At 69.5% G+C, this 12,352-nt stretch carries 10 protein-coding genes; 9 read left to right on the top strand and 1 reads right to left on the bottom strand.

The window, feature by feature from the left end:
* The first annotated feature begins 98 nt into the window (after nucleotides 1-98).
* The 9 genes from AC1DJH_RS30545 (at nucleotide 99) to AC1DJH_RS30505 (ending at nucleotide 11,363) form a co-directional block, all read left to right on the top strand.
* Nucleotides 99-1,100 (top strand): BMP family protein, encoded by a 1,002-nt coding sequence (locus AC1DJH_RS30545; RefSeq protein WP_478188274.1) that lies wholly within the window; start codon nucleotides 99-101, stop codon nucleotides 1,098-1,100.
* Between the two features lie 14 nt (nucleotides 1,101-1,114).
* On the top strand, nucleotides 1,115-3,970 hold the full coding sequence (locus AC1DJH_RS30540; RefSeq protein ID WP_478188273.1) for a polysaccharide deacetylase family protein: 2,856 nt from the start codon (nucleotides 1,115-1,117) through the stop codon (nucleotides 3,968-3,970).
* A complete protein-coding gene (locus tag AC1DJH_RS30535; RefSeq protein ID WP_478188272.1) occupies nucleotides 3,967-4,929 on the top strand; it encodes a 5'-methylthioadenosine/S-adenosylhomocysteine nucleosidase in 963 nt (320 codons plus the stop codon). The genes AC1DJH_RS30540 and AC1DJH_RS30535 overlap by 4 nt, the downstream gene beginning before the upstream one ends.
* Nucleotides 4,930-4,949: 20 nt before the next feature.
* On the top strand, nucleotides 4,950-5,678 hold the full coding sequence (locus tag AC1DJH_RS30530) for an alpha/beta fold hydrolase (RefSeq protein ID WP_478188271.1): 729 nt from the start codon (nucleotides 4,950-4,952) through the stop codon (nucleotides 5,676-5,678).
* Entirely contained in the window at nucleotides 5,675-7,270 is a 1,596-nt protein-coding gene (locus tag AC1DJH_RS30525; protein WP_478188270.1) for an ABC transporter ATP-binding protein, read from the top strand. The genes AC1DJH_RS30530 and AC1DJH_RS30525 overlap by 4 nt, the downstream gene beginning before the upstream one ends.
* Nucleotides 7,270-8,334 (top strand): ABC transporter permease, encoded by a 1,065-nt coding sequence (locus AC1DJH_RS30520; RefSeq protein ID WP_478188306.1) that lies wholly within the window; start codon nucleotides 7,270-7,272, stop codon nucleotides 8,332-8,334. Before AC1DJH_RS30525 ends, AC1DJH_RS30520 begins: the two co-directional genes overlap by 1 nt.
* A 279-nt stretch (nucleotides 8,335-8,613) precedes the next feature.
* A complete protein-coding gene (locus tag AC1DJH_RS30515) occupies nucleotides 8,614-9,537 on the top strand; it encodes an ABC transporter permease (protein WP_478188269.1) in 924 nt (307 codons plus the stop codon).
* Between the two features lie 2 nt (nucleotides 9,538-9,539).
* The gene (locus tag AC1DJH_RS30510; RefSeq protein ID WP_478188268.1) at nucleotides 9,540-9,989 is read left to right on the top strand and encodes a hypothetical protein; all 450 of its coding nucleotides are present in this window, start codon (nucleotides 9,540-9,542) and stop codon (nucleotides 9,987-9,989) included.
* Between the two features lie 87 nt (nucleotides 9,990-10,076).
* Nucleotides 10,077-11,363, top strand: a complete 1,287-nt coding sequence (locus AC1DJH_RS30505; protein WP_478188267.1) for an amidohydrolase family protein — start codon at nucleotides 10,077-10,079, stop codon at nucleotides 11,361-11,363.
* A 55-nt stretch (nucleotides 11,364-11,418) separates the two neighbouring features.
* Here AC1DJH_RS30505 and AC1DJH_RS30500 read toward each other — a convergent pair whose 3' ends face one another.
* Nucleotides 11,419-12,234, bottom strand: a complete 816-nt coding sequence (locus AC1DJH_RS30500) for an IclR family transcriptional regulator (RefSeq protein ID WP_478188266.1) — start codon at nucleotides 12,232-12,234, stop codon at nucleotides 11,419-11,421.
* Between the last annotated feature and the right edge of the window lie 118 nt (nucleotides 12,235-12,352).

Here is a 12,352-nt window from a genome sequence, read left to right as displayed (position 1 = left end):
CGGGCCGGGGCCGGGCGCTGCGCGCCCGAGCTCAAGCCCGGGGCAAACGGGCATGGGGATTGCAGCGCAGGTTCTTTCAATAAACCGAGGAGAAGACCGTGACAGCACGTCGTCAATTGATCATTCGTTCCGTCGCCGTTGCCGCGGCAATCGCGGCCGGCGCGCCGGGCCTGGCGCTTGCGCAGGCCAAATTGAAGGTGGCGGCGGTGTACACCGTGCCCTTCGAACAGCAATGGGTGGGCCGCATCCACAAGGCGCTGAAGGCGGCCGAGGCGCGCGGCGAGATCGAATACAAGGCCACGGAGAACGTCAGCAACGCCGACTACGAGCGCGTGATGCGCGAGTACGCCACCGGCGGCAACCAGTTGATCCTGGGCGAGGTGTTCGGTGTGGAAGCGGCGGCGCGCAAGGTCGCGAAAGATTTCCCCAAGGTCGCCTTCCTGATGGGCTCGTCGCTCAAGCCGCAGGCACCCAACTTCAGCGTGTTCGACAACTACATCCAGGAGCCGGCCTACCTGAGCGGCATGGTGGCGGGGGGCATGACCAAGAGCAACCGCATCGGCATGGTCGGCGGCTTCCCCATTCCCGAGGTCAACCGCCTGATGAACGCGTTCATGGCCGGCGCCAAGGAAACCAACCCGAAGGTCGAGTTCAGCGTGAGCTTCATCAACAGCTGGTTCGACCCGCCCAAGGCCAAGGAAGCGGCCTTCGCCATGATCGACAAGGGCGCCGACGTGATGTACGCCGAGCGCTTCGGTGTGTCCGACGCCGCCAAGGAAAAGGGCAAGCTCGCCATCGGCAACGTGATCGACACGCAGGCCCAGTACCCCGACACGGTGGTCGCCTCGGCCCTGTGGAACTTCGAGCCGGCGGCCGACCGCGCGATCAAGCTCGTGAAGGAAGGCAAGTTCGCGGCCGAAGACTACGGCGTGTACGCGCAGATGAAGAACAAGGGCTCCGAGCTGGCGCCGCTGGGCACCTTCGAGAAGAAGGTGCCGGCCGACATCGTTGCCAAGGTGAAGGCCAAACAGGCCGACATCCTCGCCGGCAAGTTCACCGTGAAGGTGGACGACAGCCAACCCAAGTCCACCGCCAGGTAAGCATCGCCGTGCCCATGAAACGTTCGCGATGGCAGATCGCAGGCCAAGCCGTGGCTGTCGCGGCGTTGACGATCGGGCTGGCCGCGTGTGAGCGCGAGCCGGCGGGCACGGCCGCCCCGGTGGCGGCTGCCGCACCGCCTGCGCCGGCAGCTTCGGCCCCTGCACCCACTGCGCCGGCTGCGGCAGCGGCGCCGGTCGGCATTCCGGCCGCCCTGCAGGAGCGCGCCGATGCCTTGCTGGCCGCGCACCGCCAGATGGTCGTGCTGATGACCGGCGAACGTGCACTTGGCGCAGCCGACAAGCGCGCGGTGAGCGCGGTCGGGCAGATGCTGTTCCACGACATGCAGGAGCGCCAGCGCGCACTGATCGCCCAGGCCGGCGAAATGACCGACCCGGCCACGGTGCCGGCACTGAACGCGCTGCTGGACCGCATCGAGAGCGAGCCAAGCTGGTTCGACGCGGACCGCCTGGCGTTCAAGGAGTTTCTGGGCGAGCTGAGCACGCGCTACGGCCAGGCGCAATCGCTGCCCGGCCTCAAGCTCGGCCGCCGCGCCAGCGAAGACCTGGCCGTGCTCGCCGAGATCGAGCAGGCCTACGACCGCGAACTCAAGGACGTGTTCGGCCGCTTCGCGCAACGCGGCATCGAGCCCCAACGCGAAAAATGGGCCGACTACGTGGCCAAGCTGCAGGGCCTGTATTCGCGCGACCAGATCCTCAAGGACTTCGGCACCATCGTGCCCTACACACTGCCCACAGGCGGCGCCAAGGAAAAGGAAGGCGGCGACACCCGCGAGATCTTCGGCACCTCGCTGCCGCCCAAGACCGTGGTGCTGACCTTCGACGACGGCCCGCATGCGAAGCACACCGACGAGATCCTCGAGATCCTGAAGCGCTACGACGCGCCGGCCATCTTCTTCGAGCTGGGCCAGAACCTGGGCAAGCTCGACGCGCAGGGCAAGGCGCAGCTGGGCGCCAACGGCGCGGTCGCCAGGCGCGTGCTGGCCGCGGGCCACACGCTGGCCAACCACAGCTTCAGCCACGGCATGATGGCCAAGATGAGCGATGACGCGGTGCGCACCGAGGCCACGGAAACCGAGGCGCTGCTCGACGCCACCGGCCGGCCGCAGTCCACGCTGTTCCGCTTTCCCTACGGCGCGCGCAACGAAGACAAGCTCAGCACGGTCGAGGCGCTCAAGCTGCGCTCGATGCTCTGGACCGTCGACTCGATGGACTGGGCCGACCCGGTGCCCAAGTCGATCGCCGACCGCGTGCTGGCCGAGGTCGACAAGGCCAAGCGCGGCGTGATCCTGTTCCACGACATCCAGGGCCGCACCGTGCAGGCGCTGCCCACGGTGCTCGACCAGCTGGTGGCCGACGGCTACCGCTTCGCCACCTGGCGCGACGGTAAGTTCGTCGTCAACGCGCCCAAGCGCCCGGCGCCCGACGACGGCGTGGCCGCCGCGGGCGACACGCTCTACCGCGAGAGCCATGCGCTGGTGATCGGCATCGACAAGTACGCCAAGTGGCCCGGCCTGCACCATGCGGTGCCCGACGCCAAGTCGATGGAGCAGTTGCTGGTCACGCGCTTCGGCTTCAAGCCCGAGAACGTCACGGCGCTGTACGACGGCGACGCCACGCGCGCCAACATCCTGCGCGCGCTGAACGACAAGCTCACCGACAACAAGCGCGTGAAACGCGACGACCGCGTGCTGGTGTTCTTCGCCGGCCACGGCAGCACCCGCAAGCTCGCCAGCGGGCGCGACGTGGGCTACATCGTGCCGGTCGACGCGCAGCTGGACGACCTTGCCTCCGATGCCATCTCGATGCCGCAGTTGCAGGAAGTGGCCGAGGCGCTGTCGGCCAAGCATGTGCTGTTTCTGGTGGACGCCTGCTACTCGGGGCTGGGCCTCACACGCGGGGGTGCGCCGCAGGGCAGCAAGAACTTCCTGAGCGACAACGCGCGGCGCATCGGCCGCCAGATGCTCACCGCGGGCGGCGCCGACCAGCAGGTGGCCGACGACGGCCCCGGCGGCCATTCGGTCTTCACCTGGACCATGCTGCAGGCGCTGTCGGGCAAGGCCGACCTGAACGGCGACGGCGTCATCACGGGCACCGAACTCGCGGCCTACGTGGCGCCGGCGGTGTCCGCCATCGCCCGGCAGACGCCGGCCTTCGGCAGCCTGCCGGGCTCCGAGGGCGGCGAGTTCGTGTTCGAGCTGCCCGCGGAGCGCGAAGGCCTCAGCGGCGACAGCCTGCAGCTCGACGCCGCCGCCAGCCAGGTCAACAAGCGCATCGACGAGGCCAACGAGCAGGCGGTGCATGCCGTGCAGGCCGCCAAGGCGCCGAAGGCTGGTACAGCTGGTGCAGCCGGTACAGCCGGTGCAGCCGCCCCGGCCGCCATCGAGGTGGTCGTGAAGAACCTGGAAGGCGCCGACGCCAAGCTCACCATGCCGGCCGCCGCGCCGGTGTTGCCCCGCGTGGCGGCCCAGCGCGCCAACGACCGCGGCCTTCAGCTGTACCGCGAGCGCCGCTACGACGAAGCCGAAGCCGCGTTCACCGAGGCGCTGAAACTGCAGCCGAAGTTTGCTTTGGCCGCCAACAACCTCGGCTTCGTGTACTTCAAGCGCGGCAAGCCGGTGGAAGCCGCACGCTGGTTCGAGCAGGCCATCGACATGGACGGCAGCCGCGCGCTGGCCTACCTGAACCTGGGCGACGCCTACCTGCAGGCCGGCAACGACGCCAAGGCGCTGGCCGCGTACACCACCTTCGTCGGCCTGGCTCCCAAGCATCCGCGCATCGCGGCGCTGCAGGCCTGGATAGTCACGCCCGATGCCGCGCATCGCCCTCAACTTCCGCCCACGAACTCATGACGAACACTTCCTTGCTCCAGCGCCTTCGCGGTCCGTTGTCCGCCGCGTTCATCGCCGCCATGCTCACGGGCTGCGCCGGCGTCTACCGGTCCGACGTCGTCAGCATCAACAGCAGCACGCGGCTCGACGACACACCGCGCATCGCGGTGCTCTCGGCCTTCGAGCCCGAGCTCAAGCTGCTGCTCACGCGCCTGCAGGGCCCGGTGAAGCACAGCGTGAACGGCGTTGCGTTCACCACCGGCACGCTCGAAGGCAAGCCGGTGGTGCTGTTCCTCTCGGGCATCAGCATGACGAACGCGACCATGAACACGCAGCTGGTGCTCAACCGCTTTCGCGTGACGAACATCGTGTTCAGCGGCATTGCCGGCGGCGTGAACCCGCAACTGCATGTGGGCGACGTCACGGTGCCGGCCCAATGGGGCCAGTACCTCGAGGTGCTGATGGCGCGCGAGACCGCGCCGGGCAAGTTCAGCGCCCCGCCCTTCATCACCGACGCCACGCTGCCCAATTTCGGAATGATGTTCCCGCGCCCGGTCGAAGTACGCTCGGCGGCCAAGCCGGAGATCGTTCGCAAGTTCTGGTTCGAGGCCGATCCGAAGATGCTCGAGGTGGCGCGCAGCATCCGCAACGTCGAGCTGGCCAACTGCGGCGCCGGCAAGTGCCTGCCGCGCAAGCCCCAGCTGGTGGTGGGCGGCAACGGCGTGTCGGGCCAGGCCTTCATGGACAACAAGGCCTACCGCGAATACACCTACAAGACCTTCCAGGCCAACGTGCTCGACATGGAGACCGCGGCGGTGGGCATGGTCGCCTACAGCAACGGCGTGCCCTACATCGCCTTCCGCTCGCTCAGCGACCTTGCGGGCGGCGGCGACGGCGAGAACGAGATGGGCACCTTCATGAGCATCGCGGCGGACAACTCCGCCAAGGTCATGCTGGCCTTCCTCGCCGCCTGGAAGTGACGGCGGCGCCCCCTCGCGCCATGCGACCCGTCCGACTCGTCCTGCTTCCGGGCATGGACGGCACGGGCGATCTGTTCGAGCCGCTGAAGGCGGCCATGGGGCCGGACGCGGACATCGACGTGGTGCGCTATTCGGGCACCCAGCCGCAGGGCTATGCCGAACTGGAACCGCTCGTGCGCGCGCAGTTGCCCGAAGGCCAGCCCTTCGTGCTGCTCGGCGAATCGTTCTCGGGCCCGCTGGCCATCTCGATCGCGGCCGCGCCGCCCCCGGGCCTGCGCGGCCTCGTCCTGTGCTGCAGCTTCGCCCGCAGCCCCTCGCCCGGGCTGGCGCTGCTGCGCGGCGGCCTGCTCGGGCTGACGATGAAGCTGCTGCACCTGAGCGCCATGCGCGCACCCATGCGCCACCTGCTGCTGGGCCGCTTCGCCGACCCGCATCTCGCCGGGCTGCTGCAAGGCTCGCTGCAGAAGGTGTCGGGCGCCGTCATGGCGCACCGCATGAAGGAGGTGCAGCGGGTGAACGTGGTCGACAAGCTGGCGAGGGTGCGCGTACCCTCGATGTACCTGCAGGCCATGCAGGACCGCATCGTTCCCGCCCAGGCGGCCCGCGTGATCCAGCGTGCACTGCCGGGTCTGCGCCTCGAGCGCTTCGAAGGTCCGCACGGCCTGCTGCAAGCGGCGCCGCTCGCCACGGCGCGGGCCATCGACAACTTTTGCCGCGAGCTCGGAGATCCCGTGCCCTCCCCTCCATGAACACCACCGTGCTCCTGCTCGCAGGCATCACCAAGCGCTTCGGCAGCCTGGTCGCCAACGACGCCATTTCCCTCGACCTGCAGGCCGGCGAGGTGCTTGCGCTGCTCGGCGAGAACGGCGCGGGCAAGTCGACGCTGATGTCGATCCTGTTCGGCCACTACGTCGCCGATGAAGGCGGCATCGAGGTCTTCGGCGCGCCCCTGCCCCCGGGCAACCCCAAGGCCGCGCTCGCCGCCGGCGTGGGCATGGTGCACCAGCACTTCACGCTGGCCGACAACCTGAGCGTGCTCGACAACGTGATGATGGGCACCGAGCCGCTGTGGCGCCCGGTGTCGCGCCGCGCGGCCGCGCGCGAGCGTCTGCTCGACGTGGCGCGGCGCTTCGGCCTGCCGGTGCAGCCCGACGCGAAGATCGGCAGCCTCTCGGTGGGCGAGCGCCAGCGGGTGGAAATACTGAAGGCGCTGTACCGCGGCGCGCGCATCCTGATCCTGGACGAACCGACCGCCGTGCTCACGCCGCAGGAGAGCGAGGCGCTGTTCGCCACGCTCGCGCAGATGGTGGCGCAGGGCCTGTCGGTCATCTTCATCAGCCACAAGCTCGGCGAGGTGCTGCGCGTGTCGCACCGCGTGGCCGTGCTGCGCGGCGGCAAGCTGGTCGCCGAGGCGCGCACGGCAGACACCACGCAGGCACAGCTGGCGCGGTGGATGGTCGGGCATGCGGTCGAGGCGCCGCAGCGGCGGCCGGCCCAGCGCGTGGGCGATGCGGTCTGCGTGCTCGACCACGTGAGCACCGCGTCGGCCAAGGACGGCGGACAAGACCGGCTCCGCGAGGTGTCGCTGACGCTGCGCGCCGGCGAAATCACCGCCATCGCGGGCGTCTCCGGCAACGGGCAGGTGGCGCTGGCCGAGCTGCTGTGCGGCACGCGCCGCGCCGTGTCGGGCACCGCGCAACTGATGGGCCGTGCCCTGCCGCCCTCGCCCGCCCGGCTGGTGCAGCGCGGCGTGGCGCGCATTCCCGAAGACCGCCATGCGGTCGGCGTGGTCGGCGACTTGCCGGTGTGGGAGAACGCGGTGTCCGAGCGCCTGCGCAGCCCGGTGTTCTCGCGCTGGTCGTGGATCGTGAAGCGCGCCGCCGCCCGCCTGCATGCCCGGCGCATCGAGAAGGCGTTCGACGTGCGCGGTGCCGGCCTGATGGCGCCGGCCCGTTCGCTCTCCGGCGGGAACATGCAGAAACTGATTCTGGGGCGCGCCCTGCTGGCGCCCGAGCAGCCCGAAGCCACCAACGGCGGCGACAACAAGAAGTACCCCAACCGCGCCCCGCGCCTGATCGTTGCGCACCAGCCGACCTGGGGCCTGGACATCGGCGCGGTCGCCTACGTGCAGCAGCAGCTGATTGCCGCGCGCGACGCCGGCGCGGCGGTGCTGGTGATTTCCGACGACCTCGACGAAGTGCTCGCGCTCGGCGACCGCGTGGCGGTGATGCACGGCGGGCACCTGGGCGATGCACGGCCGGCCGCGGCCTGGACGCGCGAAGCCATCGGCCTGGCGATGGCCGGCGCAACGGCAACTCAAGCCAAGGGAGCCGCGCCATGATGCGGCTCGAACGACGCCACGAAACCTCACGCGCCGCGCTGCTGCTGGCACCCATCGGCGCGGTCGTCTTCACCATGGCGGTCAGCGCGCTGCTGGTGCTGTGGGCCGGTGCGCCGGTCGGCCGCACCTATGCGCTGCTGCTGCAGGGCGGCTTCGGCTCGGTGTTCGCGTGGAGCGAGACGCTGACACGCGCGATTCCGCTGATCCTCACGGGGCTGGCCGCCACGGTCGCCTTCAAGGCGCGGCTCTTCAACATCGGTGCCGAAGGCCAGCTCTACGCGGGCGCGCTGGCCGCGGTCGCCGTGGGCGGCATGCACGGCGGCACGGGCTTCGGGCTGTCGCCATGGCTGCTGTTCCCGCTCATGATGCTGGCGGCAGCCGTGGCGGGCGCGCTCATGCTGCTGGGCCCGGCGCTGATGAAGAACAAGCTGGGCGTCGACGAGGTGGTGACCACGCTGCTGATCAACTTCATCGTGCTGCTGGGCGTGTCGGCCCTGCTCGACGGACCGATGAAAGACCCGAGCGCCATGGGCTGGCCACAGAGCGTGTCGCTGCAGCCAGACCTGGAACTGGGCAAGCTCATTGCGCAGACGCGCGTGCACACCGGGCTGCTGTGGGCCGTGTCGCTCGCGGTGATGGTGTGGGCCGTCTTCAAGTACACGGTGCTGGGTTTCGACATTCGCGCCGTGGGCGCCAACGCACGCGCCGCGGCGTTCGCGGGCGTGCCGGTGACGCGCACCGTGGTGGTGGTGGCGCTGCTCTCGGGCGCGCTGGCCGGGCTGGCGGGCGCCATCGAGGTGGCCGGCCGCACGAGCTACGTCACGCTCGACATGTCGCCGGGCTACGGCTACACCGGCATCGTCATCGCGATGCTGGCGGGCTTGCATCCGCTGGGCGTGATCGCGGCCGGCGTGTTCGTGGCGGGCGTGCTGGTCGGCGCCGACACCATGAGCCGCGCGGTCGGCGTGCCGACGTACATCGCGGACGTGATCGTGGCGGCCTCGCTGATCGCGGTGCTGGTGGCGACGCTGCTCACGCAGTACCGGGTGAGGATGAAGCAATGAGCGCAGCCTTCGCATCTTCGGCCTTGCCCCTTCCCCTCCCGGGGGAAGGCTGGGATGGGGGCATCGGCCTCCACCACGAGCGCCGAGTGCCCCCACCCCAACCCTCCCCCAGAGGGGGAGGGAGAAACGCGCCATGACCGAAATGCCCAAAGCCTTCGCATCGTCTGTCTTGCCCCTTCCCCTCCCGGGGGAAGGTTGGGATGGGGGCATCGGCCTCCACCACGAGCGCCGCTTGCCCCTACCCCAACCCTACCCCAAAGGGGGAGGGAGAAACGCGCCATGACCGACCTTCTCGACATCCTCTCCAACCCCGCCTTCTGGGTCGCGGTGCTGCGCATCGCCACGCCGCTCGTCCTCGGCACGCTGGGCGTCTTGCTGTGCGAACGCGCGGGCGTGCTCAACCTCGGCATCGAAGGGATCATGGTCGCGGGGGCCTTCACCGGCTGGCTCGCCGTGTACATGGGCGCGCCCCTGTGGATGGGCGTGGGCGTGGCAGCGCTCACCGGCATGGTGTTCGGCCTGCTGCACGCCTTTCTCACGGTCGGGCTTGCGCTGTCGCAGCACGTGTCGGGCCTGGGCATCACGCTGCTGGCGACCTCGCTGAGCTACTTCGGCTACCGCGTGAGCTTTCCGAAGGTGAACACGCCGCCCACCATCACGCCCTTTGCGCCGATGGACTGGCTGCCGATTCCGATCCTCAACGCGCAGACCGCGCTCACGCTCTTCGCGCTGCTGCTGGTGCCGGTGGTCGGCTGGGTGCTGTACCGCACGCCGCTCGGCCTGGCGCTGCGCATGGCCGGCGAGAACCCGCAGGCGGCCGAGAGCCAGGGCGTGTCGGTGGCAGCCACGCGCACCGGCGCCATCGTGGCGGGCTCTGCGCTGATGGGCATGGCCGGCTCGTTCCTCACGCTGTCGGCCTTCAACGCCTTCTTCTTCAACATGGTGAACGGCCGCGGGTGGATCTGCGTCGCGCTGGTGGTGTTCGCCTCGTGGCGGCCTGGCAAGGCCCTGCTGGGCGCGCTGCTGTTCGCCTTCTTCGATGCGTTGCAACTGCGGCTGCAACAATCGGGCGACGCCGTGCTGCCCTACCAGCTCTACCTGATGCTGCCGTACCTGCTGTCGATCCTGGCGCTGGTGCTGGTGGCCCGCAAGGCCAGCTATCCGCAGGCGCTGATGAAGCCTTACCGCAAGGGGGAACGTTGACGATGAAGACAACCGCCACCACGCTGCTCGCCGCGCTGCTGACGCTGTGCGGCACCGGCGCCCATGCGCTGGGCAGCGACTACAGCTACGACACCTTCAAGACGCCCGACTCGGTCAGCTGGGTGCAGCTGTGCGGCACCTGGGGAAAGGACCGCCAGGGCACCTTCCGCGTGGTGCATGCCGACCAGTACGCGCAGTCGTTCCTGTACGTGCAATGGATGACTCGCGACGCCAACGGCGGCCTGCATGCCGAGCACACCGTCGCCATTGCCGAGCTCGACAACGACCATGCGGAAGTCGCGCTGTCGGGGCTGACCTGCCGCGCCACGCCGCGCGGCATCGTCGTGACCGCCAAGGCCGACTCGGGGCACGACAACAAGCTGCGGCGCGTGACGATCGAAGTCGGACCGGCGCCGGGGCAGTACCGGTACCGGGCGCAGAGGACGCGTTGACGCGCGCTGCGCGCATGAACTGCCCGTAAGCCAAGCGCCGATCGCGGCGGAAAATACCGATCACCCCGTCCTCCAGAGACCCCCACGATGCTCGACCTCCTCATCACCAACGCCACCCTCCCCGACGGCCGCACCGGCATGTCGATCGCCGTGCAGGACGGGCGCATCGCCGAAGTCACCGAAGGCCTGGCCGCCCCGGCGCACGAGACCATCGACGCGCAGGGCCTGCTGCTCTCGCCGCATTTTGTCGACCCGCATTTCCACATGGACGCCACGCTCAGCTACGGCCTGCCGCGCGTCAACCAGAGCGGCACGCTGCTCGAAGGCATCGCGCTGTGGGGCGAGCTGAAGCCGCTGCTGACGCCCGACGCGCTCATCGAGCGTGCCCTGGCGTACTGCGACTGGGCGGTGGCCAAGGGCCTGCTGGCCGTGCGAACGCACGTGGACACCAGCGACCCGAGCCTGCTGGCGGTCGATGCGCTGCTGGAGGTCAAGCGCCAGGTGGCGCCCTACCTCGACCTGCAGCTGGTCGCGTTCCCGCAGGACGGCATGCTGCGTTCTGCCGGTGGCGTCGAGAACATCGAGCGCGCGCTCGACCGGGGCGTGGACGTGGTCGGCGGCATTCCGCACTTCGAACGCACCATGGCCGACGGCGCCGCCAGCGTGAGGCTGCTGTGCGAAATGGCGGCTGCGCGCGGCAAGCTGGTCGACATGCACTGCGATGAATCGGACGACCCGCTCTCGCGCCACATCGAGACGCTGGCCTTCGAGGCGCAGCGCCTGGGCCTGCAGGGCCGCGTGACGGGCTCGCACTGCACCTCGATGCACTCGATGGACAACTACTACGTGAGCAAGCTGCTGCCGCTCATCGCGCAAAGCGGCGTCGCGGTCATTGCCAACCCGCTCATCAACATCACGCTGCAGGGCCGCCACGACACCTACCCCAAGCGCCGCGGCATGACGCGCGTGCCCGAACTGATGGCCGCCGGCGTGAACGTCGCCTTCGGCCACGACTGCGTGATGGACCCCTGGTACGGCATGGGCTCGGGCGACATGCTCGAGGTGGCGCACATGGGCCTGCACGTGGCGCAGATGACGAGCCAGGCCGGCATTCGCCAGTGCTTCGAGGCCGTGACCACGAACGCGGCGCGCGTGATGCACCTGGAGGGCTACGGCATCGCGGCGGGCTGCGAGGCCAGCTTCGTGCTGCTGCAGGCGCGCGACCCGGTCGAGGCGATTCGCCTGCGCGCCACGCGGCTCAAGGTGTTCCGCAAGGGGCGGCTGCTGGCCGAAACGCCCGCGGCCACGGCGAGCCTGCACCTGGCGGGGCGCGGCGGCGCGACGAACTGGATGACGCCGCAGCGCCAGGGCTGAAAGCCAGGGCTGAAGGTCCGGGCTGAAGGTCCGGGCAGACGGTCCGGGCTGAAAGTCAGGCCTCGTCGGCGGCCACCGAAGCGGCCGTGCCGAGCAGCGCCGATTCGATCTTTCGCACCTCGCGGCGCAGTTCGCGGGCCATGTCCTCGCGCCGGTCCGCCCCGAGCCGCCCCGAGATGGCCGCGATGCTGATCGCGCCCACGGGGTTCTCCGCAGGAAACGCGATGCCGATCGCACCCGTGCCCGGCGTCACCGCGCTGTCGAGAAACGCATAGCCCTGTGCCCTGCCCTGCGCCACCGCCTCGCGCAGAAAGTCGGCCGTGAAGGAGGCGAACTTCTCGTAGCGGTGCCCGTTGGCCCGGATGATGGCTTCGGCCTCCGCCTCGGGCATGGCGCACAGCATCGACAACCCACCCGCGCCCACGCCCAGCGGGCGGCGGATGCCGATGTCCAGCGGCATCGCCTTGATCGGGAAGTCGCCCAGCGCCCGGTTGGTGCACACCGCCTCCATGCCGCTGCGCTCGCTGAGGTAGAGCGTGTCCTGCGTCAGGTCGGCCAGGCGGTGCAGCGCGCCGTCGCACAGGTCGCTGAGCCGGTAGCGCGGGCGCGCGAGCAGCCCGAGTTCATGCAGCAGCGGCCCCAGGAAGTACTTGCGCGTGGCGACGTCGCGTGCAACCAGGCCTTCGATTTCCAGCCGCGCCAGCATGCGCGCGCAGGTCGACTGCGGCAGCCCGCTGGTGGCCGCTATTTCACCGATCCGCATGCCGCGCCGCCCGCGCGACGCCACCACGCGGAGCATGCCGACCACGCGCTCGATGCTCTGCGTGCCGGTGCGTGCGTTCTCACCTTGTGGCGATTCTTTGTCTGCCATGTATGCCCTCCGTCTTTTGTCACTTGGGTGTCGCTTTATATTGCATCCACATTGTGGATATTTAAGGGTCAACCCTATCCGGAGCCCAGGGCTTGCCCGTCTGTAATTCATGGGAGAC

It is taken from the genome of Variovorax sp. 10N412 (assembly GCF_056394985.1).
This window is presented reverse-complemented; position numbering and strand designations above follow the sequence as displayed.

Coding starts and splice junctions, on each gene's coding strand:
- AC1DJH_RS30535 (WP_478188272.1), top strand. CDS start 3,967: ATGACGAACACTTCCTTGCTCCAGCGCCTTCGCGGTCCGTTGTCCGCC.
- AC1DJH_RS30505 (WP_478188267.1), top strand. CDS start 10,077: ATGCTCGACCTCCTCATCACCAACGCCACCCTCCCCGACGGCCGCACC.
- AC1DJH_RS30520 (WP_478188306.1), top strand. CDS start 7,270: ATGCGGCTCGAACGACGCCACGAAACCTCACGCGCCGCGCTGCTGCTG.
- AC1DJH_RS30540 (WP_478188273.1), top strand. CDS start 1,115: ATGAAACGTTCGCGATGGCAGATCGCAGGCCAAGCCGTGGCTGTCGCG.
- AC1DJH_RS30510 (WP_478188268.1), top strand. CDS start 9,540: ATGAAGACAACCGCCACCACGCTGCTCGCCGCGCTGCTGACGCTGTGC.
- AC1DJH_RS30500 (WP_478188266.1), bottom strand. CDS start 12,234: ATGGCAGACAAAGAATCGCCACAAGGTGAGAACGCACGCACCGGCACG.
- AC1DJH_RS30525 (WP_478188270.1), top strand. CDS start 5,675: ATGAACACCACCGTGCTCCTGCTCGCAGGCATCACCAAGCGCTTCGGC.
- AC1DJH_RS30530 (WP_478188271.1), top strand. CDS start 4,950: ATGCGACCCGTCCGACTCGTCCTGCTTCCGGGCATGGACGGCACGGGC.
- AC1DJH_RS30515 (WP_478188269.1), top strand. CDS start 8,614: ATGACCGACCTTCTCGACATCCTCTCCAACCCCGCCTTCTGGGTCGCG.